Annotated in this window: 22 protein-coding genes; 14 read left to right on the top strand and 8 right to left on the bottom strand. The window is 68.7% G+C overall.

Annotated features, from left to right (window positions below; translation table 11 throughout):
* The first annotated feature begins 52 nt into the window (after positions 1 to 52).
* On the top strand, positions 53 to 1,030 hold the full coding sequence (locus DFR39_RS10930; protein WP_133603591.1) for a tripartite tricarboxylate transporter substrate binding protein BugE: 978 nt from the start codon (positions 53 to 55) through the stop codon (positions 1,028 to 1,030).
* 72 nt (positions 1,031 to 1,102) lie between these two features.
* Positions 1,103 to 2,011 carry a site-specific tyrosine recombinase XerD gene (gene xerD / locus DFR39_RS10925; protein ID WP_133603590.1) on the top strand — a complete coding sequence of 303 codons (909 nt, stop codon included), beginning with the start codon at positions 1,103 to 1,105 and terminating at the stop codon, positions 2,009 to 2,011.
* Positions 2,012 to 2,018: 7 nt separating this feature from the next.
* Here the strand turns inward: xerD and DFR39_RS10920 are convergent, their stop codons facing one another.
* Complete coding sequence (locus DFR39_RS10920; RefSeq protein WP_133603589.1) at positions 2,019 to 2,495, bottom strand: Lrp/AsnC family transcriptional regulator; 477 nt, start codon at positions 2,493 to 2,495, stop codon at positions 2,019 to 2,021.
* 43 nt (positions 2,496 to 2,538) lie between these two features.
* Between DFR39_RS10920 and DFR39_RS10915 the strand changes: the two genes are divergently transcribed.
* Positions 2,539 to 3,141 (top strand): MarC family protein, encoded by a 603-nt coding sequence (locus tag DFR39_RS10915; RefSeq protein WP_133603588.1) that lies wholly within the window; start codon positions 2,539 to 2,541, stop codon positions 3,139 to 3,141.
* A 16-nt stretch (positions 3,142 to 3,157) separates the two neighbouring features.
* Here DFR39_RS10915 and DFR39_RS10910 read toward each other — a convergent pair whose 3' ends face one another.
* The 4 genes from DFR39_RS10910 to DFR39_RS10895 all read right to left on the bottom strand — a co-directional run bounded on the left by DFR39_RS10910 (position 3,158) and on the right by DFR39_RS10895 (position 7,845).
* Complete coding sequence (locus tag DFR39_RS10910; protein WP_133603587.1) at positions 3,158 to 4,150, bottom strand: Csu type fimbrial protein; 993 nt, start codon at positions 4,148 to 4,150, stop codon at positions 3,158 to 3,160.
* Positions 4,141 to 6,408 (bottom strand): fimbria/pilus outer membrane usher protein, encoded by a 2,268-nt coding sequence (locus DFR39_RS10905; protein ID WP_162849494.1) that lies wholly within the window; start codon positions 6,406 to 6,408, stop codon positions 4,141 to 4,143. Before DFR39_RS10905 ends, DFR39_RS10910 begins: the two co-directional genes overlap by 10 nt.
* Before the next feature lie 118 nt (positions 6,409 to 6,526).
* Entirely contained in the window at positions 6,527 to 7,297 is a 771-nt protein-coding gene (locus DFR39_RS10900) for a fimbrial biogenesis chaperone (protein ID WP_133603585.1), read from the bottom strand.
* Between the two features lie 29 nt (positions 7,298 to 7,326).
* Positions 7,327 to 7,845, bottom strand: a complete 519-nt coding sequence (locus tag DFR39_RS10895) for a Csu type fimbrial protein (protein WP_162849493.1) — start codon at positions 7,843 to 7,845, stop codon at positions 7,327 to 7,329.
* A gap of 414 nt (positions 7,846 to 8,259) precedes the next feature.
* Here DFR39_RS10895 and aceA point away from each other — a divergent pair, with 414 nt between their 5' ends.
* The 3 genes from aceA to DFR39_RS10880 all read left to right on the top strand — a co-directional run bounded on the left by aceA (position 8,260) and on the right by DFR39_RS10880 (position 11,603).
* Positions 8,260 to 9,558, top strand: a complete 1,299-nt coding sequence (gene aceA / locus DFR39_RS10890) for an isocitrate lyase (RefSeq protein WP_409847463.1) — start codon at positions 8,260 to 8,262, stop codon at positions 9,556 to 9,558.
* A 246-nt stretch (positions 9,559 to 9,804) separates the two neighbouring features.
* Positions 9,805 to 10,716 carry an alpha/beta hydrolase gene (locus DFR39_RS10885; RefSeq protein WP_133603778.1) on the top strand — a complete coding sequence of 304 codons (912 nt, stop codon included), beginning with the start codon at positions 9,805 to 9,807 and terminating at the stop codon, positions 10,714 to 10,716.
* Positions 10,713 to 11,603: a YbgC/FadM family acyl-CoA thioesterase gene (locus DFR39_RS10880; RefSeq protein ID WP_133603583.1), complete on the top strand. Its 891-nt coding sequence runs from the start codon at positions 10,713 to 10,715 to the stop codon at positions 11,601 to 11,603. Before DFR39_RS10885 ends, DFR39_RS10880 begins: the two co-directional genes overlap by 4 nt.
* 33 nt (positions 11,604 to 11,636) lie before the next feature.
* On the opposite strand, the gene DFR39_RS10875 is transcribed toward DFR39_RS10880, so the two are convergent.
* A complete protein-coding gene (locus DFR39_RS10875) occupies positions 11,637 to 11,915 on the bottom strand; it encodes a DUF4936 family protein (protein ID WP_133603582.1) in 279 nt (92 codons plus the stop codon).
* Complete coding sequence (ygfZ, locus tag DFR39_RS10870) at positions 11,912 to 12,856, bottom strand: CAF17-like 4Fe-4S cluster assembly/insertion protein YgfZ (protein WP_133603581.1); 945 nt, start codon at positions 12,854 to 12,856, stop codon at positions 11,912 to 11,914. Before ygfZ ends, DFR39_RS10875 begins: the two co-directional genes overlap by 4 nt.
* 109 nt (positions 12,857 to 12,965) lie before the next feature.
* On the opposite strand from ygfZ, the gene mltG reads away from it, so the two are divergent.
* The 7 genes from mltG to DFR39_RS10835 all read left to right on the top strand — a co-directional run bounded on the left by mltG (position 12,966) and on the right by DFR39_RS10835 (position 17,884).
* Positions 12,966 to 13,961, top strand: a complete 996-nt coding sequence (gene mltG / locus DFR39_RS10865) for an endolytic transglycosylase MltG (RefSeq protein WP_290295739.1) — start codon at positions 12,966 to 12,968, stop codon at positions 13,959 to 13,961.
* A gap of 17 nt (positions 13,962 to 13,978) precedes the next feature.
* Complete coding sequence (gene tmk, locus DFR39_RS10860; RefSeq protein ID WP_133603579.1) at positions 13,979 to 14,599, top strand: dTMP kinase; 621 nt, start codon at positions 13,979 to 13,981, stop codon at positions 14,597 to 14,599.
* Positions 14,599 to 15,636: a DNA polymerase III subunit delta' gene (locus DFR39_RS10855; RefSeq protein ID WP_211343851.1), complete on the top strand. Its 1,038-nt coding sequence runs from the start codon at positions 14,599 to 14,601 to the stop codon at positions 15,634 to 15,636. Before tmk ends, DFR39_RS10855 begins: the two co-directional genes overlap by 1 nt.
* Before the next feature lie 42 nt (positions 15,637 to 15,678).
* Positions 15,679 to 16,074, top strand: a complete 396-nt coding sequence (locus DFR39_RS10850) for a PilZ domain-containing protein (protein WP_211343850.1) — start codon at positions 15,679 to 15,681, stop codon at positions 16,072 to 16,074.
* A 40-nt stretch (positions 16,075 to 16,114) separates the two neighbouring features.
* Positions 16,115 to 16,894 carry a TatD family hydrolase gene (locus tag DFR39_RS10845; RefSeq protein WP_133603577.1) on the top strand — a complete coding sequence of 260 codons (780 nt, stop codon included), beginning with the start codon at positions 16,115 to 16,117 and terminating at the stop codon, positions 16,892 to 16,894.
* Positions 16,895 to 16,897: 3 nt separating this feature from the next.
* Positions 16,898 to 17,569: an ankyrin repeat domain-containing protein gene (locus DFR39_RS10840; RefSeq protein WP_133603576.1), complete on the top strand. Its 672-nt coding sequence runs from the start codon at positions 16,898 to 16,900 to the stop codon at positions 17,567 to 17,569.
* Between the two features lie 93 nt (positions 17,570 to 17,662).
* Positions 17,663 to 17,884: a hypothetical protein gene (locus DFR39_RS10835; RefSeq protein ID WP_133603575.1), complete on the top strand. Its 222-nt coding sequence runs from the start codon at positions 17,663 to 17,665 to the stop codon at positions 17,882 to 17,884.
* A 27-nt stretch (positions 17,885 to 17,911) separates the two neighbouring features.
* On the opposite strand, the gene DFR39_RS10830 is transcribed toward DFR39_RS10835, so the two are convergent.
* The gene (locus DFR39_RS10830; RefSeq protein WP_133603574.1) at positions 17,912 to 18,838 is read right to left on the bottom strand and encodes a LysR family transcriptional regulator; all 927 of its coding nucleotides are present in this window, start codon (positions 18,836 to 18,838) and stop codon (positions 17,912 to 17,914) included.
* Positions 18,839 to 18,934: 96 nt separating this feature from the next.
* Between DFR39_RS10830 and metE the strand changes: the two genes are divergently transcribed.
* Positions 18,935 to 21,256 carry a 5-methyltetrahydropteroyltriglutamate--homocysteine S-methyltransferase gene (metE, locus tag DFR39_RS10825; RefSeq protein WP_133603573.1) on the top strand — a complete coding sequence of 774 codons (2,322 nt, stop codon included), beginning with the start codon at positions 18,935 to 18,937 and terminating at the stop codon, positions 21,254 to 21,256.
* Positions 21,257 to 21,493: the final 237 nt, after the last annotated feature.

Below are 21,493 nucleotides of genomic sequence, written 5' to 3'. Positions count from 1 at the left end.
GGGGCACGGGATGCCGTGTGATTTTCTTAATGACAAAACGAGGAGAAAGGCCATGAGCCGTCGAAACTGGATGCGTCGTTGTGGAGTGCTGGCAGCAGGTGCCCTGCTCAGTCCCTTGGTGCTTGCGCAGGCCTATCCCGCCAAGCCGGTGCGCCTGATCGTTCCCTTCGCCCCCGGTGGCACCACGGACATCGTGGCCCGCGTGCTGGCCGACAAGGTCAATGCGGCCCTGGGCCAGCAGATGATCGTGGACAACAAGGCGGGCGGCGGCGGCATCATCGGCGCCAACGAAATCGTCAAGGCAGCGCCCGATGGCTACACCCTGGGCATGGCCACCGTCTCGACCACGGCCTCCAACCCGGCCATCAATCCCAAGACGCCCTACAACCCGCTCACGGACTTCACCTCCATCATCAATGTGGCGGCCACGCCCAATGTGATCGCGGTGCACCCCTCCTTCCCAGCCCGCGACTACAAGAGTTTCGTCGCCGAACTCAAGAAGAATCCCGGCAAGCACAGCTTCGCCAGCTCGGGCACCGGCGGCATCGGCCATATGCAGATGGAGCTGTACAAGAGCCTGGCCGGTGTCTTCGTGCTGCACATCCCCTATCGCGGAGCCGGCCCGGCCCTGAACGACACCGTGGCGGGCCAGGTGCCCATCATCTTTGACAATCTGCCCTCGGCGCTGCCCTTCATTCGCGATGGTCGCCTGATCCCCATCGTGGTGGCCGCGCCCAACCGCCTGAGCGTGCTGCCGAATGTGCCCACCTTCAAGGAAATGGGCCTGGAGCCGGTGAACCGCATGGCCTACTACGGCATCCACGGCCCCAAGGGCCTGCCCAAGGAGGTGGTGGACAAGGTCAACGCCGCGGTGAAGAAGACCCTGGAGCTGCCGGATGTGCGCAAGCGCATCGAGGACACGGGCTCCATCATCGTGGCCAACACGCCCGAGCAGTTCGCCGCCGAGGCCCGTGCCGAGTTCGAGGTCTACAAGCGCGTGGTGCAGCAGCAAAAGCTCAAGCTGGATTGATGAGCCCTGTTGCGGCATGAGAGAGGGGCGCTGCGGCGCTCCTTTTTTCGTTTCACCCCCTAGCCGATCCGCATGAGCACCCTCCCGCGTGAGCACAGCGAACAGGCCATCGAGCGTTTTGCCGAGGCCCTGTGGCTGGAGGATGGGCTGTCGGCCAACACCCTGGCGGCCTACCGGCGCGACCTGGCCCTGCTGGCCGACTGGCTGGCGGCCGGCCCCGGTCTGAGCCTGGACCAGGCGGATGAGCTGCAACTGCTTGCCTATGCCAGCGCCCGCCACGCGGGCAGCCGCGCCACCTCGGCCAACCGCAGGCTCTCGGTCTTCAAGCGCTACTTCCGCTGGGCGCTGCGTGAGCAGCGCATCACGCAAGACCCGACCCTGCGCCTGTCAGCCGCCAAACAGCCGCTGCGTGTGCCCAAGACCCTGAGCCAGGGGCAGGTGGAGGCCCTGCTGAATGCGCCCGATGTCGAGAGCCCTCTGGGTCTACGCGACCGTGCCATGCTGGAGCTGATGTATGCCAGCGGCCTGCGGGTGAGTGAGCTGGTCACGCTCAAGAGCGTGCATGTCGGGTTCAAGGAGGCGGTGCTGCGGATTACGGGCAAGGGCGCCAAGGAGCGCCTGGTGCCTTTTGGCGAGGAGGCCCATGCCTGGCTGATGCGCTATCTGCAGGAGGCGCGGCCGGCCCTGCTCAAGGGACAGCGCTCGGACGCGCTGTTCGTGACCGTGCGCGGCGAGGGCATGACGCGCCAGATGTTCTGGACCCTGGTCAAGAAGCACGCCCTGGCCGCCGGCATCACGGCGCCGCTCTCACCCCATACCCTGCGCCACGCCTTCGCCACCCATCTGCTCAACCATGGCGCCGACCTGCGTGCGGTGCAGCTGCTGCTGGGCCATGCCGATCTGTCCACCACCCAGATCTACACCCATGTGGCGCGGGAGCGGCTCAAGGCCATCCACGCCGCACACCATCCTCGCGCCTGAGCAGCGTCTAGCGAACGGGCAGGGACGCGGGCGGTTTGATCTCCTCCAGGCAGATCATGGTCCGGATGTCGGCCACGCCCGGCACCTGCATCAGCTTGTCCGCCAGAAACTGGGACAGGGTCTTGAGATCGCTGCCCACGACCTTGAGCAGGTAGTCGCTATCGCCCGAGACGGTGTGGCATTCAAGGATCTCCGGAAAGTCCCGGATCAGGGCCTCGATCTCGCGCACACGGCCAAAGGCGGCGGCTTCGATGCTCAGACTCACATAGGCCGTCACGCCCAGGCCCAGTGAGGCCGGATCGACCAGGGCGCGGTAGCCGCGCAGCACGCCGCGCTCCTCCAGCAGCTTGACGCGCCGCAGGGTCTGGGGCGGCGAGAGGTGAATCTCGGCCGCCAGGTCCACATTCGACAGCCGTCCGTTGCGCTGCAGGATTTCCACGATGCGCCGGTCGATCGCGTCCAGGGGGAGGGAGGCCTTGTCCATAGGGCTTGCATTGTCCAGCAGGCCGGGCGCGACAATAGCGCCCATGGACCATAGTTTTCTCTCCGCCCTGATCCTGCTGCTGCTGGTGCTGGATCCGCTGGGCAGCCTGCCCATCTTCATTTCCATCATGCGTGCCGTGCCCAAGGAACGGCGCACCCTGGTGGCGGTGCGCGAAATCGGCATCGCCTTCGTGGTGCTGCTCACCTTCATGTTCCTGGGCGATGCCTTCCTGCGCCTGATGCATCTCTCCGAGCGCTCGCTGGAGGTGGCCGGGGGGGTGATCCTGCTGATCATCGCCATCCGCATGATCTTCGGCAGCAGCAGCGAGTCGGCCTATGGCCTGGAGCCGGGCCGTGAGCCCTTTGTCTTCCCCCTGGCCGTGCCGCTCCTGGCCGGCCCCTCGGCCATGGCCACGGTGCTGCTGCTGGCCTCGCGTCAGCCCGAGCGCATCGGGGAATGGATTGGCGCCCTGATCACGGCCATGATCGTGTCCTTTGTGGTGCTGATCCTGGCGGACCGCATCCGCAAGCTCCTGGGCGACTCCGTGGTCTCGGCCATCGAGAAGCTCATGGGCCTGGTGCTGACGGCCATCGCCGTGGAAATGATTCTGGCGGGCTTGAAGCGCTATTTCGTGGGCGGGCTCTGAGGCGCGCGGTCACTACTCAGTAGTAGAGCGTCAGCACCACGCTGTCCTGGTAGCTGCCGACACGGGCCGAGGGCTGCGCAGGGACCCGGCCATAGACCGTCAGGTGCCGGATGCTGCCGCTGGCGTCCGAACTGCCGCTGAGCATGCTGGCCGCATCGTTGCCCCAGGGCTTGCTGCGCGCCTCATCCTGGTAGAGCTGATAAGCCAGATAGCCGCCCGCACCGGCCATGCGGCGCTGGCTGCCGTCATGATGCAAGCCCTTGTCCAGCCCGATTCGCCACTGGGTGCCGACGGGGCAGCGCAGGCTCACGCGCGTGCTGGCCAGAACCGGGCTCAGCGGCGGCGGCCCCCGGCCGAAATCCAGATCGGCAGCGCTGACCCAGCAGCTGTTGTCATAGGCCGCCCACACCCCGGCGGAGGCAAAGCTCGTGGAGCCGCCAGCGATGCCGCCCTGGCTGCAATCGGCGGATTCCGGAAAGCCCTTGATGCCATAGCGCCAGCGCAGCCGTCCCTCATGGCCGTGTTCCATGAACAGGTGCGTGGCGGGCACGACCTGGCCGGGATAGACCCAGCCGTGAACGTTGGCGCGGGCGCTCTGGTAGGCGCCGGGCGGGACGAGCAGCCTGAGCTGGTAGACCGGGTTGCTGCCCGGCGCGCCAATGAGCTGGCTGTGGGCCGGATCGGAGAAGAGGTCGTAGCGCAGATAGGCACCGTTGTAGTTCCCCAGGCGCCGGCCGGTCTGGCCCGCGCTCTGGTCGCCCCGGCCGATGTAGAGACACAGCAGGTAGTAGCGGGTGAGTCGGGCTTCCGAATAGTCAGGCGCGCAGGCGTACTGGATGCCGGTGCTGGCCGCACGTCCCCCCGGATTCACCAGGCCAAAGCTCATGCGGAAGTCGCCGTCGACATGGCAGTCCTGCGCCCTGCTTGATGAGCAAACGCCGAGCAGGGCGAGTAGGCACGATACCGAGGCGCTGAGCCTGGCGCGGGAGACAGGCCTGATCACTCGCATCGCAACACCCCCAGCTGGATATGGCCGCTCGCCGGCAAGCGGGTCGGCAGACGGGCGCTACAGGCCAGCGAGCCGCCCTCGACCACGATGAGCGAGCCGGGCTCGGGGTCGAGGAGAAAGACCTGCCCCTCGTAGCCCACGATGGCTTTCCCCCCCCGTGGCTGCAGACGCAGCGCGGTGCCGGCCGGCACCCAATCTCCTTGCGGCCCCTGCAGTGCGATGAGCAGGTTCAGGGACTTCTTCATCCCGAAGCGCAGTAGCACGCCTCGACCTCCCGCCGGCACGGCCTGGCGCTCCACATCCTGCACGCTGATCTCGGCGCCGAGTGCCAAGGGGTCGATGGCCACCAGATTGCGCTGCCAGGCGTTGAGCTGGGGCAGCAGAAGCAGGCCTCGCGCATCGGTCTTGCCCATGGGGCGGTTCTCGAGCAGGACGGGAACGTCCGCAATGCCCTCGGTGGACACCAGTGCAAACGCATCATGCGCGCGCCGCATGGGGAAGAGCTGCCCCTGCATCAGCAGCAGCGCGCCGACCGCGTCGGCATAGACGGTGCTGGCGGCCTGCTGCTCGCCAGCCGTGGACCGGTAGCGCTCCAGCCCGAGCCGCCACTGGCCATAGGGCGTGCTGCGGCTGAGCTCGGCGTTGCCGCCAGCGTTCTCGCCCGCACCGGCTTGCAGGCGCCATCCCCAACCCGGGCCATCGGCGGGCAAGGGCCGCATCAGGCCCGCCCGGACGCCATCGCCCCGGGCCTGGTGCTCGTGGCTGAACCAGCCGTGCAGCAGACGCTCCAGCGGTAGTGACCAGTAGAGGTAGCTGCTGAAGCCGTGGCCGGCCCCCAGCTCCCGGTTCAGGCTCAGATTGGCGAAGCCATAAGCGCCCAGCGACTGCGACCAGCTCAGCCCGAGAAAGCGGCTGTGCTGGTTGTTGCCGCTGTCCTGCCGCACAAAGCTGGCGCCGAACTGAGCGGCGCCCAGGGCCCAGCCCAGAAAAATCTGATCGGTGCGGGGTGGCAGGGCGCCGGCATTCAGCGCGGCCATATCCCGAAACTGCGGGTCGCGGCGCAGCGTCGCGGCCTTGAGGCTGAAGGCCCCGCTCTGCCATTCATAGCCCAGTCCGCGCTGCCCGCCGCGCAGACCGCCCTCGCGGCTGAGGGCCGCCGAGCCGGTGAGCACCCCGGCCTGTTGTCCAAGCAGCCAGGCGCCGCCCAGGCCGGCCATCCAGAGCCCCGCGCCTGCCTGGGCATGCAGCTCAAGCACCTGCCGCCGACTCAGGCCGTAGCGCAGCGTGCCTGCGGCAAAGCCGGCCTGAGCCGAGGACTCGGTTTCGAGGCCGGAGACCTTGCGCAGGCGGCCCAGCTCCAGCGACCAGTCGCTCAGTCCGGCCTGCAGCAGGCGCGTGCTGCTGTAAAGCGGAAACTCCAGCACCCGGCTCTGCCCGGTGATGTCGGTCACCACGACCTGCGCCTGTCCAGCGCCGTTGAGCACCGGTGCCGCCTGCACCTGGAAACGCCCCGGCCTGACTTCCGACTGGGCTTCACGGATGCCGTTGATATAGAGGTCCACGACGGAGGGCAGTGCCGCCTCGCCCGCATAGCGGGCCAAGGGCACGGTCGCCCGGTAGGGCTGGAGCTGGAAGTTGCGTGCGAGCCGTATCCCTTGAAACCTCAGGCTGCGCGTCCAGTCCAGGGCCGTGCTGTAGTTGTCGCCGACGCTGAGGCTGAGCATGGTCTCGGGCAGATCGAGCTGCCAGCTGCTGTCCAGCCGCGTGCTCTGCCAGCGGCCGCCGTCGCCCAGCCCGGACTTGCGCCACTGCAAGACCTGGCTGCTGCGCCAGATGCCGGGCCCCAGACCGAAGAGCCTGAGCTCGTTCCACAGCGCTGCCGAATGCCGGCCGCGCTCGGATTGACCGTACATCTCATAGTTGAGCAGCAAGCCGGGCGCCTGCTCCGCGGCCATGTCTGGCGCCGGCGCCGGGGGGCGGTATCCCAGCAGGGTCGGTTCGCTGCCGAGGAACTCAACCGGCACCATCAGGCGCAGACGCTGCTGTGCCATGTCGAATTCCAGCTGCATCAGTGGCAGGCTGTTCAAGGCCAGCTGCTGCTCATCCGGCAGCAGCTCCTGTCCCGGCCATTGCAGGCCCAGGGCACGCAAGGTCCCGGCGCTGGCCCACAGGCGCCCGGCGCGCAGCTCGAAGCGGTGGAGCCCGCCGCTGGCCTGACGGTTGAGCTCCACCTCGAGGAAAAGCTCTTGATCCGGCATGGCCTCCTGCGGTGCAGGGCCGGCATGGGCAGTCGCCACAAGGGGCGCGGGCGCCCGCTGTGGCAGCGCTTGAGCCAGCACACAAGCCGGGCCCAGCAGCGCCAGCCAGCCGATCGCGCTAGAGCGCCGCATCCTGCAGCGGCAGTCGCTGCTGGCCCGGCTCATCGTTGAGCTGCGCTTCCAGCACGACACCGGGACTCAAGGGCTGCTCAAAAGACCATGCCATGAGCTGCCCGGGCAGCACATAGCCGAGCAGGCCTTCACTCAGGCTGATGTACCGGCCATCGCTCAGCATGGCCCTGAGCTGGCTGATGCGCACGGCCTGCTGGCCGTCATTGCGCAGCTCAAGCCGGCTGCCCGTGCCGGTTGCCGGCTGAAGGCGGGCCTTCAGGCGAGTGGCTGCAGCCGGCTGCGTGTCGGACTCGGTGGCCCTGCGCCCCTCGGCGCCGGACTTCGCAGCGATGAAGACCGGTATGGAGTAACGCATCAAGAGCTGAAGACCGGACTGAGCCGCCTGCGAATCCTGGGCCGAGGCCGGCAGTTCATCGACCAGGACCCGGTAGCTCTGCTCCAGCTCGGCCGTGTTGATGCGGGAGCGCACCAGCCTCACGGTCTGAGTTTGACCGGGCAGCACTTGCACAATGGCCGGGCTGGCCAGAATCTCGTCCTGCGCCTCCAGCACGTCCTGCTGCTCACGTTGGGCCCAGCGCATCACGCGCACCTGGACGTGGATCGGTGCAGCGGCGTTGTTGTTGAGCTGCAGCGCCTGCGCCTGTTGCTCAGGCGCGAACTGCAGACGGACCGGCGAGACCTGCAGGCCCGCGCTCCAAGCCGCAGGCCCTGCCGTGAACAAGAACAGGCCCAGGGCCAGCACCCGTGTAGCGCTCATGAGACTCCCTCTGTGAGCGCATGAATTTATCAGTAGCTGAGGGTGACGGTGACCGTGTCGGCGTACTGCCCGGCGGGTTCGTCGCCGTTGACATCGACCTTGGCATGTACGGTCAGCGCGATCTCATGGGCCGAGCCCAGCCCGGCACCCACGCCGGAAGCCGCCGAGCTGCTGTCATTGCCCCAGTTCGGGCCCGTGGCACTGTCCCGGCTGAGCGTGTAGGGAATACGCACCCCGTCGGCGCCTTCCATGGCACGGGCATTCACGTCGCCCGTGGTGCGGCCGCCGTCCAGGCCGACGGTGAAGGGCAGGTCCTTGGTGCATTGCAGCCGTATCGTGCCGCTCATTTCCTTCTGTCCGGGCATGGCGGCGCCGGTACCGAAGTCGATATCGCTGGCGTTCAGGACCACGCAGCTGCCCTGAATCTCCATGCGCACCACAAAGGTGTCGGTCAGGGTCTGCGCCATCAGGGGCAGGGCGCACAGCAGGCCCAGGCCTGCAAGGCCGGTGCGGCGAATCCAGGTGTGTCGGCGGTGTCTCAGGGTCATTGTTGGCTCCTTTCGCTCTACGTACCTAGGGTTTCTACTGTATTTGACAAGGCCGACCGGCATCTTGATATGTCTCAAGACTGTCGCCTCTTGCCGTGGCGAACGGCAGCGCCACCTCGACTCACAGCGTCGCATGGGCCGATATTGGCGCCTGCAGGCTGGCGAATCCCGCAATGCGAAAACCAAATTGCGCATTGTGGGAAATTGGATTTGTGCGCCGCCGCATTTTTTCTCATTATGGTGAATTGCTTTTCGCGATTCGAAATTTATTCCGTAAGTTATTGATTTTCATGGAGTAAATTTTTGGTCTTATATAAGACATAACACTTCCACAGCGGGTGGGGGAGGACTACGCTTAGAGCCATCGACAGCGAAGTTTTTCCTCTTCCGAACCACCCCTGTAGGAGCATCACCATGAGCACCCTGACCCGCGAACAGCAGATTGCCGCCCTCGAGAAGGACTGGGCCGAGAACCCCCGTTGGAAGGGCATCAAGCGCGGCTACACCGCCGCCGACGTGGTGCGCCTGCGCGGCTCGCTGAAGATTGAGCACACCCTGGCCCAGCGCGGCGCCGAGAAGCTCTGGAACCTGGTCAACACCGAGCCCTTCATCAACGCCCTGGGCGCCCTGACCGGCAACCAGGCCATGCAGCAGGTCAAGGCCGGCCTGAAGGCCATCTATCTGTCGGGCTGGCAGGTCGCCGGTGATGCCAACAGCAATGGCGAGATGTACCCCGACCAGTCGCTGTACTCCGTCGACTCCGTGCCCAAGGTCGTCAAGCGCATCAACGCGACCTTCAAGCGCGCTGACGAAATCCAGTGGAGCGAAGGCAAGAACGACACCGACTTCTTCGCCCCCATCGTGGCCGATGCCGAAGCCGGCTTCGGCGGCGTGCTGAACGCCTTTGAGCTGATGAAGGCCATGATCGACGCCGGTGCCGCTGGCGTGCACTTCGAAGACCAGCTGGCCGCCGCCAAGAAGTGCGGCCATATGGGTGGCAAGGTGCTGGTCCCGACCCGCGAGGCCGTGGCCAAGCTGGTCGCCGCCCGTCTGGCCGCCGACGTGATGGGCGTGCCCACCGTGCTGCTGGCCCGCACCGACGCCGAGGCCGGTGACCTGGTCACCACCGATGTGGACGACAACGACAAGCCCTTCTGCACCGGCGAGCGCACCGTGGAAGGCTTCTTCCGCACCCGCAACGGTCTGGATCAGGCCATCAGCCGCGGCCTGGCCTATGCACCCTATGCCGACATGATCTGGTGCGAGACCGGCAAGCCGGACCTGGCTTTCGCCAAGGCCTTTGCCGACGCCATCCACGCCAAGTTCCCCGGCAAGCTGCTGGCCTACAACTGCTCGCCCTCCTTCAACTGGAAAAAGAACCTGGACGACGCCACCATCGCCAAGTTCCAGCGCGAGCTGGGCGCCATGGGCTACAAGTTCCAGTTCATCACCCTGGCCGGCTTCCACAGCCTGAACTACTCGATGTTCGATCTGGCCTATGGCTACGCTCGCAACAATATGAGCGCCTTCGTCGAGCTGCAGGAGAAGGAGTTCGCCGCCGCCGACCGTGGCTTCACCGCCGTCAAGCACCAGCGCGAGGTCGGTACCGGCTACTTCGATGCCGTGACCACCACCATCGAGGCCGAGGCCTCCACCGCGGCCCTGAAGGGCTCCACCGAAGACGAGCAGTTCTTCGACGCCAAGCACGGCTGATCGCGGAGGCGGCCGTCCTGGCACGGCCGCCCGCAAGAGCTACCCAAGCGCCCCGTCATGGTCTCGACGGGGCACCCGGCCCGCGGCCACAAGCCGCGGGCTTTTTGCGTCTGAGCCAGCCCTTGAAGTTGGAGTGCAATGGCCGGGCAGCGCAGCGTCCCGCGCCGCTCTGGCACACTGCGCGCCGTTGTTCCCGAGCGTGATCCGCTGGAGTTCCCCTTGAGTAGTAGCTTGTTGACACCGCGCATGGCCGGTGTCCTGGAGCGCATACACCGCGCCAACCGCCCTGCCTTCCACAGCCTGACGCCCAAGCAGGCGCGCATCGCCTATCTGATGGGCGCCGAGATCCTGGATCTGCCGCGTGCGCCCCTGCCCAGGATCGAGAACCTGCAGCTCCCGGGCGCCGAGGGTCCGCTGGCCGCGCGCCTGTATGCACCCAGCGAGGCCGCTGGCCTGCCCGTGCTGCTGTACTTCCACGGCGGCGGTTTCACCATCGGCAGTCTGGAGACCCATGACAGCCTGTGCCGGCAGCTGGCGCTCAAGAGCGGGGCGGCCGTGATCTCCCTGGACTACCGCCTGGCGCCGGAACACCGCTTTCCGGCCGCGGTGGAGGACTGCTGGGCCGTGCTGCGCTGGCTGGCCGCCTCGGCCCAGACCCTGGGGCTGGACCCTCACCGCATTGCCGTGGGCGGCGATAGCGCGGGCGGCACCCTGGCAGCGGTGAGCGCCCTGCATGCGCGCGAGCAGGGGATCCCGCTGGCCCTGCAGCTGCTGATCACGCCCGGCGCCACGGCCCATGCCGACACCGCTTCCCACAAGCTCTTTGCCAATGGCTTCCTGCTGGATGCGGCCGGCATCGAGTGGTTCTTCAGCCACTACATCGAGTACCACCATCGCCGCGACTGGCGCTTCGCCCCGCTGGAAGCCGAAGACCACAGCGGCCTGGCCCCGGCCTGCCTGGTGCTGGCCGAGTGCGACCCCCTGGTGGACGAGGGCATTGCCTACGCCGACACCTTGCGCGCCGCGGGCAATGCGGTGCAGCTGGAGCTCTACCGCGGCGTGACCCATGATTTCATCAAGATGGGGCGGCAGATCCCCGAGGCCTTGCAGGCCCTGGACGCTTGCGGCCTGGCCCTGAAGGAGGCATTTGATCGATGAGCACGCCCACAAACCCTGCTGTGCCCACTCCGCGCCGCGCCGAGTTCCGCAGTTTCGAACGCCTGCGCGTGCGCTGGGCCGAGATCGATGCCCAGCACATCGTCTTCAACGGCCATTACCTCACCTATATCGACACCGCGGTCGGTGCCTACTGGCGCGCCCTGGCGCTGCCCTATGCCCAGACCATGGCGGCGCTGGGCGGTGATCTCTTCGTGCGCAAGGCCACGCTGGAATACCTGGACGCGGCACGCTATGACGAGCAGCTGGACGTGGGGGTGCGCTGCGAGCGCGTGGGCAACAGCTCCCTCACCCTGCGCTGCGCCGTGTTCCGTGCGGAGCAGTGCCTGGTGCATGCGGAGATGGTCTATGTCTTCGCCCATGCCCAGGAGCGCCGCCCGCTGCCGGTGCCCGCCGCGCTGCGCGAGCTGCTGCTGGGCTTTGAGCGCGGTGAGTCCATGGTGACGGTGCGCCAGGGCGACTGGGCGGCGCTGGGCGAGGATGCCCGCGCCATCCGCCAGGCCGTTTTCGTGCAGGAGCAGGGCATTCCCGCCGAGATGGAGTGGGACAGCGCCGATGCGGCCTGCCTGCACGCGGTGGCCTACAACCGCCTGGGCCGCCCCCTGGGCACCGGCCGTCTGCTGGAACATGTGCCCGGCGTGGCCAAGATCGGCCGCATGGCCGTGGCGGCCAGCCTGCGCGGCAGCCGCGTGGGCCGGGAATTGCTTGAGGCCCTGATGCGATCGGCACGCGAGCGCGGCGACCGGGAGGTCTTGCTGCACGCCCAGCTCTCAGCCGAAGGCTTTTATGCCCGGGCCGGCTTCCAGCGCCGCGGTCCGGTGTTTGAAGAGGCCGGCATCGCCCATGTGGAGATGGTGCGCGCGCTTTGAACCCGCCGGCTCCGGGCGGCGGTCGGCGCGTGTTCAGCCCCGCAGGGGCTCAAAGGTCTCGCGGTGACGCAGACCCTGCACGAAGGGCCCCATGACGGTGGCCATGGCGGCCTCGGCATCCAGCAGCCCGGCGGGATAGACCTCCATCCAGGTCAGCAGGCTGGGGTCCGGGTCGTGGCGCTGCAGCAGGCGCATCGGGCGGCCCGCCCGCTCGGCCTCGAAGGCCGCTTGTGCGGCCTGTGCCTGGTCGGCCCGCACGCGGTAGTAGACAAAGAGCTCGTAGGCCGGCTTGGGGCTGTTGGCCGCGCTCATTGCGGTTCTCCCACGGCATAGGGCAGGGGCCGCGCATGCAGGGCGGCGCCGCTCGCCGAGCCCAGGTGCAGGCTGCCCGCGTCCAGGGCCGCCAGCTTGACCTCGGCCAGCAGCAGGCTGCGGCCCTCGCGACGGGCCACGGCCGCCACCAGGCCCGCCGGCTGCTCGGCATCGCCGCTGTGGAAGAGTTCCTGGCCCAGGCTGGCCTCACCCTCGGTCTCGAACAAAAAGGTCCGGCGCTTGACCGTGCCGCGGTACTGGCTGCGCGCCACCACCTCCTGGCCGGGGTAGCAGCCTTTCTGGAAGTTCACGCCGCCCAGCAGCTCCAGGTTCAGCATCTGGGGCACAAACTGCTCCACCGTGGGCTGTCTCACCCAGGCCAGGCCGGACTGAACCTCCAGCCAGGCCCAGTCCTGCGCCGCCAGGGCGGGCAGGGCAGGGGCCTCGGCCTCGGCGGCCTGGATCAGCACATAGCGCGGGGTGCCGGCGTCGGGCAGGCGCAGCACCCAGGCGGCTTCGCCGCGGCGGCTCACGCCCCAGACGGCGGCCGGGGCCTCGGCGCCCAGCCAGGTCTGGGCGGCCGTGCCCGCCAGGCCCCAGACGGCCAGCTCGCCGCTGGCATCGCTGAGCTTGCACTTGGCGCGCAGCACGAACATGGACAGACGCTTGAGCGTGGCCGGCAGCAGCTCGGCCGGCAGGGGCAGCAGCAGTTGCTCCGGGCCGGTCTTGATGGCCAGCATCAGGGCCAGCAGCCGACCCTTGGGCGAGCAGTAGCCGGCCAGGCGCCCCTGTTCGGGCGTCTGCAGCACCGTGTCCTGGGTCAGCTGGCCATGCAGAAACTTGGCGGCTTCCTCGCCCTGGGCGCGCATCACGCCCCAGTCGGCGAGGCGCAGCGCGCCGCCGGTGGTTTGAAATTCTTGGGTGGGGGAGATCTCACTCATGCCGCGATTATCATCAGCGCCCGCATCACCTTGGGGGCCTCGGGTCTTGTCAGGCATCAGAAATCGCATCGGGAGCCCGCGCCGCGCCAGCCGCGAGCGTGGGCGTGTGCTGCTCGGACTGCTCGCCGGTCTGCTCTTGCTGCTGGCCTTGGGCGCGGCCGCGGCGGGCGCGGCCTGGTGGTGGTTGCAAAAGCCCCTGGACCTGGCCCAGGCCTCGGTGGAGCTGTCCATCGAGCCCGGCACCTCGCCCCAGCAGGTGGCCCAGGGCTGGGTGGCTGCGGGCGTGCAGACCGATGCGCGCCTGCTCTACCAGTGGTTCCGCTGGTCGGGCCAGGCCCGCCAGATCCGCGCCGGCAGTTATGAGGTGCATGAGGGCATCACGCCGCGCCAGCTGCTGGACAAGATGGTCCGCGGCGACGAGGTGCTGGAAGTCGTGCGCCTGATCGAGGGCTGGAACTTCCGTCAGTTCCGCGCCGCCCTGGCCAAGGCCCCCCATCTCAAGCCCGTGGCCGCCGCCATGAGCGAGCGCGAGCTGATGGCCGCCTTGGGCAGCCCCGATTGGCCGGCCGAAGGCGCCTTCTTTCCCGACACCTATGCCTACAGCCGTGGCGTGAGCGACCTCACGGTGATGAAGCGCGCCCATGCCGCCATGCAGCGCCGCCTGGAAAGCGCCTGGGCCGGCCGCGCGGAAGGCCTGCCGCTGAAGAGCCCGGCCGAGGCCCTGATCCTGGCCTCCATCGTGGAGAAGGAGACCGGCGCCCCGGCCGACCGCGGCATGGTGGCCTCGGTCTTCATCAACCGACTGAAGATTGGCATGCCGCTGCAGACCGACCCCACCGTGATCTACGGCCTGGGCGAGGCCTTCGACGGCAATCTGCGCAAGCGCGATCTGCAGACCGACACGCCCTTCAACACCTACACCCGCGGCGGCCTGCCGCCCACGCCCATCGCCATGCCGGGCCTGGCCTCGCTGCAGGCCACCCTGCACCCGGCCACCAGCCGGGCGCTGTACTTCGTGGCACGCGGGGACGGCAGCAGCCAGTTCAGCGAAGACCTGGCCGCGCATAATCGCGCCGTCAACAAATACCAGCGCGGCCAAAAGTAGCCGTCGCCCATCCTCCCGTGAGCAGCAGCAGCGCCCGTTTCATCAGCTTCGAAGGCATCGACGGTGCCGGCAAGTCCACCCATATCGAGGCGGTGAGCGCGCGCCTGCGCGAGCGCGGCGCCACGGTGCTCAATACCCGCGAGCCCGGCGGCACGCCCCTGGCCGAAACCCTGCGCGGCCTGTTTCTGCACGAGGGCATGGACCATCTGACCGAGGCCCTGCTGGTCTTCGCCGGTCGGCGCGACCATCTGGTCAAGGTCATCGAGCCGGCCCTGGCCGCCGGCCAGACCGTGGTCTGTGACCGCTTTGCCGATGCGAGCTTTGCCTACCAGGGCCATGGCCGCGGCATGGACCTGCAGGTGCTGGCCACGCTGGAGCAGTGGGTGCTGCAGGGCCGCCAGCCCGACCTGACCCTGTGGTTCGATCTGCCCGCCGAACAGGCCGCCCAGCGCCGCGCCGCGGCCCGCGAGGCCGACCGCTTCGAGCAGCAGGACCTGGACTTCTTCAACCGCGTGCGCGCCGGCTATGCCGCGCGCGCCGCCGCGGCGCCGCAGCGCTTTGTGCGCATTGATGCCAGCGGCGATATCGCCAGCGTGGCGGCCCAGGTGGCCGCGGCCCTGGAAGCCCGGGGCTGGTGATGGACGCCCTCGATCTGCCCTGGCTGGCCCAGCCCCTGGCCCAGGCCCTGGCGCATGCGCGCTCGCACGCCCTGCTGGTGCAGGGCCCTGCCGGCGTGGGCCAGTTCGATCTGGCCCTGCTGCTGGCCCAGGCCTGGCTCTGCGAGGCCGCGCCCGAGGCCCGGCCGGCCGACGGCCGCGCCTGCGGCCACTGCGGCAGCTGCAAGCTCTTCCAGTCGCGCACCCACCCCGACTTCCAGATCCTGCTGCCCGACGCGCTGCGCGAGCCCCTGGGCTGGACCGCCGACGAAGCCGAGGGCAAGGAAGGCAAGGAGAGCAAGAGCAAGCCCAGCCGCGAGATCAAGATCGATGCGGTGCGCGCCATGCTGGGCTTCACCCAGACCACGCCGGCCCGCGGCCGCGCCAAGGTGGTGGTGGTCTACCCGGCCGAGGCCCTGAACACCGTGGCCGCCAATGCCCTGCTCAAGACCTTGGAGGAGCCGGCCGGTGCGCTGCGCTTTGCCCTGGCCAGCATGGCACCCCAGGCCCTGCTGCCCACCATACGCAGCCGCTGCCAGCCCGTGCCCCTGGGCCTGCCCGACGCGGCTCAGGCCCGCGACTGGCTGGCCGCCCGCGGCGTGGAACAGCCCGAGGTGCTGCTGGCGGCCGCGGGCGGTCGCCCCCAGCAGGCCCTGGACTGGGCGCAGGACGGGCTCAAGGCCGCGACCTGGCTGGCCCTGCCGGGTCGGCTGGCGCGTGGTGAGGTGGCGGCCATCGCCGACTGGCCCGTGCCCCGCGCCATCGATACCCTGCAGCGCCTGGCCCACGATCTGCTGTGCCTGGCTCATGGCGCGGCGCCGCGCTTCTTTCCCGCGTCCAGTCTGCCCAAGAAGCCGGTCGCCAGCGCCGTCACGGCCTGGAGCCGGGTGCTGCAACAGGCGGCACGCCATGCCGAGCATCCGCTCAACGCCGGCCTGCTGCTGGAGTCCCTGCTGCTGCAGGGGCAGGCCGCCCTGCATCCCGAGCGCAATCCCGAGCGCGGTGTGCCGCGAGCTTGAGTCACCGCGGCGCAGGCAGGCATTGGCTACACTGAGTCCCCTATGAGTGAGTTGCCCGCCCGTCCCCCCGCCGCCGCACTACCCACGGCCGCCGCCGGTGCCCGCCCCAGCGTGATCCAGCTGGTCTTCAGGGAAAAGGGTGCGCTGTACGCCGCCTACATCCCCATGTTCTCGGATGGCGGCCTGTTCGTGCCCACCAACCGCGACTACCGCCTCGGTGAGGACATCTACCTGCTGCTTTCCCTGCCCGACGATCCCCAGCGCTATCCGGTGGCCGGCAAGGTGGGCTGGATCACGCCGGCCAATGCCTCGGGTGGCCGCACCCAGGGTGTGGGCGTGCGCTTCCCGCCCGACGAGAAGCACCGCCTCATCAAGCTCAAGATCGAGGAACTGCTGGGCACCATGATTTCCTCGGCCAAGCCCACCCAAACGCTGTGAGCGCCGGCTCTGCAGGCCGACGACTGATTCTTGTCCCCGCATGTTCATCGACTCTCATTGCCATCTGAGCTTTCCCGAGCTCAGCGCCCAGATCCCCGAGCTGCTCGCCGCCATGAGCGCCGCCCAGGTGGCGCAGGCCATCTGCATCTGCACCACCATGGAGGAGTTCCCCCAGGTGCGGGCCCTGGCCAGCGCCCATGAGCAGCTCTGGGCCACCGTGGGCGTGCATCCCGACAACGAGGATGTGCATGAGCCCAGCCTCGAGGAACTGCTGGCCGGTGCCCAGGATCCCAAGGTGGTGGCCATTGGCGAAACCGGTCTGGACTACTACCGACTGAACGGCCGCAGCGTGGCCGATATGGAGTGGCAGCGCGAGCGTTTCCGCACCCATATCCGCGCCGCCCAGCGCTGCGACAAGCCCCTGGTGGTGCACACCCGCAGCGCCAGCGAGGACACCCTGCGCCTGCTGCGCGAGGAGCACGCCGGTGGCGACCGCGTGGGCGTGTTCCATTGCTTCACCGAGACGGCCGAGGTGGCCCGCGCCGCGGTGGACCTGGGTTTTCACATCTCCTTCTCGGGCATCCTGACCTTCAAGAACGCGGCCGATCTGCGCGAGGTGGCCAAGGCCCTGCCGCTGGACCGCATCCTGATCGAGACCGACAGCCCCTATCTGGCGCCCGTGCCCTACCGCGGCAAGCTCAACCAGCCCGCCTATGTGCCCCATGTGGCGGCCCAGATCGCCGAGCTGCGCGGCCTGAGCCTGGAAGCCGTGGCCGAGGCCACCACGGCCAATAGCCGCAGGCTCTTCGGCCTGCACTGACGCATGAAGCGGGCGAGGGCACTTGCCACCGGCTGCCAGCGACGTGTGTTGCTGGGCGGGGTGCTCGGACTGGGCCTGCTGGGCGGCGCGGCGGCCGACACGCTGAACGCCGATCTGCTGCAGGCCGCACGTCTGGACGACGGCCGGCGCACCATGAGCCTGCTGCTGCGCGGCGCCAATCCCAATGCGCGGGACGAGCGCGGCCAGACGGCCCTGCTCATCGCGCTGAAGGAAGAGTCCGAGAAAGCCCTCAAGAGCCTGCTGGAACACCCCGGGCTGGACACGAACCTGGCCAACGCCGCGGGGGAAACCCCGCTGATGCTGGCCGCCCTGCGCGGGCGTCTGGACTGGGTCCAGGCCTTGCGCCAGCGCGGCGCCGAGATCAACCGCCCGGGCTGGACCCCCTTGCACTACGCCTGCAGCGGCCCGGACGAGGGCGTGGTGGACTGGCTCCTGCTGCAAGGGGCCGAGATCGATGCGCGCTCCCCCAACGGCAGCACGCCCCTGATGCTGGCCGCCGGCTATGGCGGCATCAGCAGTGCAGAACGCCTGCTCAAGGCCGGCGCCAAGGCCGGCCTGCGCAATGAGCAGGGCCAGACCGCGGCCGACTTTGCCGAGCGCGCCGGCCGCGACCGTCTGGCGCGCCAACTGCGTGCCGCGGCTGACAAGCCCTAGGAAAAAAGCCGACACGCCATTTGGCGACCGGCCCAATGGGCGCATGGCGCGCCGATGCCTAGAGTGGATTCCATCGCTTCAGGAGTCCTCATCATGCTGCTGCACAAGTCGGAACTGGTTCCCCATCCCTTTGCCATGCTGCTCGACCCCGATCAGGTCAACCGCGCCGTGGAGCGCTCCGAGCGCCTCAAGCGCCTGCACAGCCGCGTTTACCGCCCGCTGGACAAGCCGCTGATTCCCAAGGCCATCGCCGGCGCCGCTGACTTCGATCGCCTGATCGATGACAGCCCCGACGAGGCCGAGTCCCAGGACTGACGCGGCGGCCGGCTGCCGGGCGTCTGCTCAGAGCAGACTCACCCCTGGCAGATTGATCAGCGAGGTCTCGCGCATCAGGCGCACGAAATCGGCCAGAAAAGGCTTGCCCGCCAGGCGCTGGCTGCTCACGGCATAGAGCCGGCCGGTAAGCCCGGCCTCGCCGATGCGCTGCTGGGCCACATAGCCCCGCGCCAGATAGTGCTCTACGGCCCACAGGGGCAGGGCGGCCAGACCGCGCCCGCTGGCCACCAACTGCAGCATGGCCACGGTCAGCTCGGTGCTGCGCCGCGCGGCCGGGCTCACGCCCGCGGGCTGCAGCACGCGGCGCACCAGGTCCAGCATCTCGTCCGGCACCGGGTAGGTGATCAGGGTCTGATCGGCAAAGTCCTGGGCCTCCAGCCAGGGCTTGCCCAGCAAGACATGACCCTTGGGCAGCAGGGCCACGATCTCGAAGGCGAAGAGCGGGTGCACGGCCACTTCGCGCTCCTCGGCATCCACCTCGGAGACGATGGCCAACTCGGCCCGATCCTGGTGCAGCAGGCCCACCGGGTCGGCATGAAAGCCCGAAACGATGTCCAGCTCCACCTCGGGCCAGCGGGCGCGAAAGGCGTCCATGGCCGGCATCAGCCAGTCAAAGCAGGTGTGGCATTCCACGGCAATGCGCAACTGGCCGGCCGAGCCCGCCACCAGGCGGCCCACATCGCGCTCGGCGTCCTCCACCTGGGGCAGTACCTGCTCGGCCAGGCGCAGCAGGCGCTGGCCGGCGGCGCCAAAGACCACCGGACTGGACTTGCGCTCGAAGAGGCTGGCGCCGTAATGCGCCTCCAGAGCCTTGAGCTGATGAGAGAGGGCGGACTGGGTGAGGTTGAGCAGCTGGGCCGCCCGCGAAAGATTGCCGGCCTCGCGCAGGGCCAGCAGGGTTTTCAGATGGCGCAGCTCCAGCGGGGATTGCATGAGTGAAATTCAGTGTGAACCCAAAAACGTTTCGTTTGAATCATAGAGGCGAAGACGGGATCATGGCGAATCGTTTTCATTGTCATCACGCTTTCCATGATCAAGACTCATGTTCTAGGCTTTCCCCGCATCGGCGCGCAGCGCGAGCTGAAAACCGCCCTGGAGCGCCACTGGCGCGGCGAGATCGATGCCGCGGCCCTGGAGCAGGTGGGCCGCAGCCTGCGGGAGCGCCACTGGCGCCTGCAGCTGGACGCCGGCCTGGGCTTTGTCACCGTGGGCGATTTCGCCTTCTACGACCAGGTGGCCAATCTGATCCAGCTCTTCGGCTGCGAGCCTGCGCGCTTTGGCTTCAGCGGCGAGGAGCCGGCCCTGGCGCGTTACTTCGCCATGGCTCGCGGCACGCCCGCCCGGCCCGAGCAGCCGCGCGGCCAGCCGGCGCTGGAGATGACCAAGTGGTTCGACACCAACTACCACTATCTGGTGCCCGAGTTCGACGCCGCCACCCGCTTCAGCCTGCAGCCCGAGCGCCTGCTGGCCGAACTGGACGAGGCCCTGGCCCTACCGGCTACGCCCAAGGTGGCCCTGCTGGGGCCGGTGAGCTTTCTGCACCTGGGCAAGAGCCACCAGACCGGCTTTGATCGCCTAAGCCTGCTGCCCGAGCTGCTCAAGGCCTATGCCGTCCTGCTGGACAAGCTGGCCGCGCGCGGCGTGTCCTGGGTGCAACTGGACGAGCCCATCCTCGGCCTGGAGCTGGACCAGCCCTGGCGCGCCGCGCTGCGTCAGGCCTATGAGCAGCTGGCCCGCGGCGAGCAGCAGATCCTGCTGGCCAGCTACTTCGGTCCCCTGGGCGAGAACTTGGAACTGGCCTGCAGCCTGCCGGTGGCGGGCCTGCATCTGGACGCGGTGCGCGGTGGCGCGGAGCTGGAGCAGGCGGCCCGCGCGCTGTCGGCCGAGCGCGAGCTCTCGGTGGGCATCATCGACGGCCGCAATATCTGGCGCGCCGATCTGGACGCGGCGCTAGCTCGCCTGCGCACGCTGCGGGCCCTGCGCGGCGGCCGGCTCTGGGTGGCCGCCTCCTGCTCCCTGCTGCATGTGCCTTACCGGCTGCGCGAGGACGCCGGCCTGGACGCCGAGCTGCGCAGCTGGCTCAGCGGCGCCGAGGAAAAGCTGGCCGAGCTGCGTCTGCTGGAGCGCGCCTTGTGGGCTGATGAGGCGGGCCCGCAGACCGCAGCGGACGCCACGCTGGCCCAGGCCCTGGCCGAGAACCGCGCCGCCTTGGCCAGCCGCCGCGACAGCCCGCGCGTGCGCCTGCCCTCGGTGGCCGCCCGCCTGGCCGGGCTGGGCGCGGACGCCGACCGCCGCGCCTCGCCCTTTGCCCAGCGCCGCCCGCTGCAGCGCCAGCGCCTCGCCTTGCCGGCCTTCCCGACCACCACCATCGGCTCCTTCCCGCAGACGGTCGAGATCCGTGCCGCCCGCGCCGCCTACAAGCGCGGCGAGCTGACCGAGGCCGCGTACCGCGCCGCCATGCAGCGCGAGATCGCCCTGGCCGTGCGCAAGCAGGAGGAACTGGGCTTGGACGTGCTGGTGCACGGCGAGGCCGAGCGCAATGACATGGTCGAGTACTTCGGCGAGCAGCTGCAGGGCTATGCCTTCAGCGCTCAAGGCTGGGTGCAGTCCTACGGCTCTCGCTGCGTGAAGCCGCCCATTCTCTTTGGCGATGTGGCCCGTCCCCGGCCCATGACGGTGGACTGGACGCTTTACGCGCAAAGCCTGACCCCGCGTCCCATGAAGGGCATGCTCACCGGGCCCATCACCATGCTGCAGTGGTCCTTCGTGCGCGACGACCAGCCGCGCGCCGAGACCGCCCTGCAGCTGGCCCTGGTCATCCGCGACGAGGTGGCCGATCTGGAGACCGCCGGCATCGCCGTGATCCAGATCGACGAGCCCGCCCTGCGCGAAGGCCTGCCGCTGCGCCAGCGCGACTGGGCCGACTACCTGGCCTGGGCCACGCGCGCTTTCCGCATCAGCGCCGGCGTGGCGGCGGACCGCACCCAGATCCACACCCATATGTGCTACGCCGAGTTCAACGACATCCTGCCCGAGATCGCGGCCCTGGATGCGGATGTGATCACCATCGAGACCAGCCGCTCCGGCATGGAGCTGCTGCGCGGCTTTGGCGACTTTCGCTACCCCAACGAGATCGGCCCCGGCGTCTACGACATCCATTCCCCGCGCGTGCCGGCCCGCGAGGAAATGCTGCGCCTGCTGCGCAAGGCGGCCGAGGTGATCCCGGCCGACCAGCTCTGGGTCAACCCCGACTGCGGTCTCAAGACCCGCGCCTGGCCCGAGACCGAGGCCGCGCTGCGGCATATGGTGGAGGCCGCGCGCGAGCTGCGCCGGGCTCAGGCCGGGTCTTGAAGCGCCCGCTACAGCGCGCTGTGTGTGGCCGCAGTCGCCAGTTCGCCCGTGCGAAATTGCCCAGGCATGTGGGGGGTGACACCCGGACTGAGGGGGAGGGGGCATGCTTGGCGGCCCGGATAATCCGTTCGTCTGCTGAAAGGGCAGCGACGCGGCCAGGGTGATGCATCGCCCGGCCCTGGTGGCAAACCACCAGGCCATGCCGCCGCCGCCATAGCCTGAGGCAGTCGCCCACCA

The organism is Roseateles asaccharophilus, from assembly GCF_004362405.1.
GTDB lineage: Bacteria > Pseudomonadota > Gammaproteobacteria > Burkholderiales > Burkholderiaceae_C > Kinneretia > Kinneretia asaccharophila.
The sequence above is the reverse complement of the archived record's forward strand: the minus strand, read 5'-3'. Positions and strand labels throughout refer to the sequence as shown.

What these genes read in the sequence shown, in the direction of transcription:
- DFR39_RS10930 (WP_133603591.1), top strand. Translation starts at nt 53, where the DNA reads ATGAGCCGTCGAAACTGGATGCGTCGTTGTGGAGTGCTGGCAGCAGGT.
- xerD (WP_133603590.1), top strand. Translation starts at nt 1,103, where the DNA reads ATGAGCACCCTCCCGCGTGAGCACAGCGAACAGGCCATCGAGCGTTTT.
- DFR39_RS10920 (WP_133603589.1), bottom strand. Translation starts at nt 2,495, where the DNA reads ATGGACAAGGCCTCCCTCCCCCTGGACGCGATCGACCGGCGCATCGTG.
- DFR39_RS10915 (WP_133603588.1), top strand. Translation starts at nt 2,539, where the DNA reads ATGGACCATAGTTTTCTCTCCGCCCTGATCCTGCTGCTGCTGGTGCTG.
- DFR39_RS10910 (WP_133603587.1), bottom strand. Translation starts at nt 4,150, where the DNA reads ATGCGAGTGATCAGGCCTGTCTCCCGCGCCAGGCTCAGCGCCTCGGTA.
- DFR39_RS10905 (WP_162849494.1), bottom strand. Translation starts at nt 6,408, where the DNA reads ATGCCGGATCAAGAGCTTTTCCTCGAGGTGGAGCTCAACCGTCAGGCC.
- DFR39_RS10900 (WP_133603585.1), bottom strand. Translation starts at nt 7,297, where the DNA reads ATGAGCGCTACACGGGTGCTGGCCCTGGGCCTGTTCTTGTTCACGGCA.
- DFR39_RS10895 (WP_162849493.1), bottom strand. Translation starts at nt 7,845, where the DNA reads ATGACCCTGAGACACCGCCGACACACCTGGATTCGCCGCACCGGCCTT.
- aceA (WP_409847463.1), top strand. Translation starts at nt 8,260, where the DNA reads ATGAGCACCCTGACCCGCGAACAGCAGATTGCCGCCCTCGAGAAGGAC.
- DFR39_RS10885 (WP_133603778.1), top strand. Translation starts at nt 9,805, where the DNA reads ATGGCCGGTGTCCTGGAGCGCATACACCGCGCCAACCGCCCTGCCTTC.
- DFR39_RS10880 (WP_133603583.1), top strand. Translation starts at nt 10,713, where the DNA reads ATGAGCACGCCCACAAACCCTGCTGTGCCCACTCCGCGCCGCGCCGAG.
- DFR39_RS10875 (WP_133603582.1), bottom strand. Translation starts at nt 11,915, where the DNA reads ATGAGCGCGGCCAACAGCCCCAAGCCGGCCTACGAGCTCTTTGTCTAC.
- ygfZ (WP_133603581.1), bottom strand. Translation starts at nt 12,856, where the DNA reads ATGAGTGAGATCTCCCCCACCCAAGAATTTCAAACCACCGGCGGCGCG.
- DFR39_RS10855 (WP_211343851.1), top strand. Translation starts at nt 14,599, where the DNA reads ATGGACGCCCTCGATCTGCCCTGGCTGGCCCAGCCCCTGGCCCAGGCC.
- DFR39_RS10850 (WP_211343850.1), top strand. Translation starts at nt 15,679, where the DNA reads ATGAGTGAGTTGCCCGCCCGTCCCCCCGCCGCCGCACTACCCACGGCC.
- DFR39_RS10845 (WP_133603577.1), top strand. Translation starts at nt 16,115, where the DNA reads ATGTTCATCGACTCTCATTGCCATCTGAGCTTTCCCGAGCTCAGCGCC.
- DFR39_RS10840 (WP_133603576.1), top strand. Translation starts at nt 16,898, where the DNA reads ATGAAGCGGGCGAGGGCACTTGCCACCGGCTGCCAGCGACGTGTGTTG.
- DFR39_RS10835 (WP_133603575.1), top strand. Translation starts at nt 17,663, where the DNA reads ATGCTGCTGCACAAGTCGGAACTGGTTCCCCATCCCTTTGCCATGCTG.
- DFR39_RS10830 (WP_133603574.1), bottom strand. Translation starts at nt 18,838, where the DNA reads ATGCAATCCCCGCTGGAGCTGCGCCATCTGAAAACCCTGCTGGCCCTG.
- metE (WP_133603573.1), top strand. Translation starts at nt 18,935, where the DNA reads ATGATCAAGACTCATGTTCTAGGCTTTCCCCGCATCGGCGCGCAGCGC.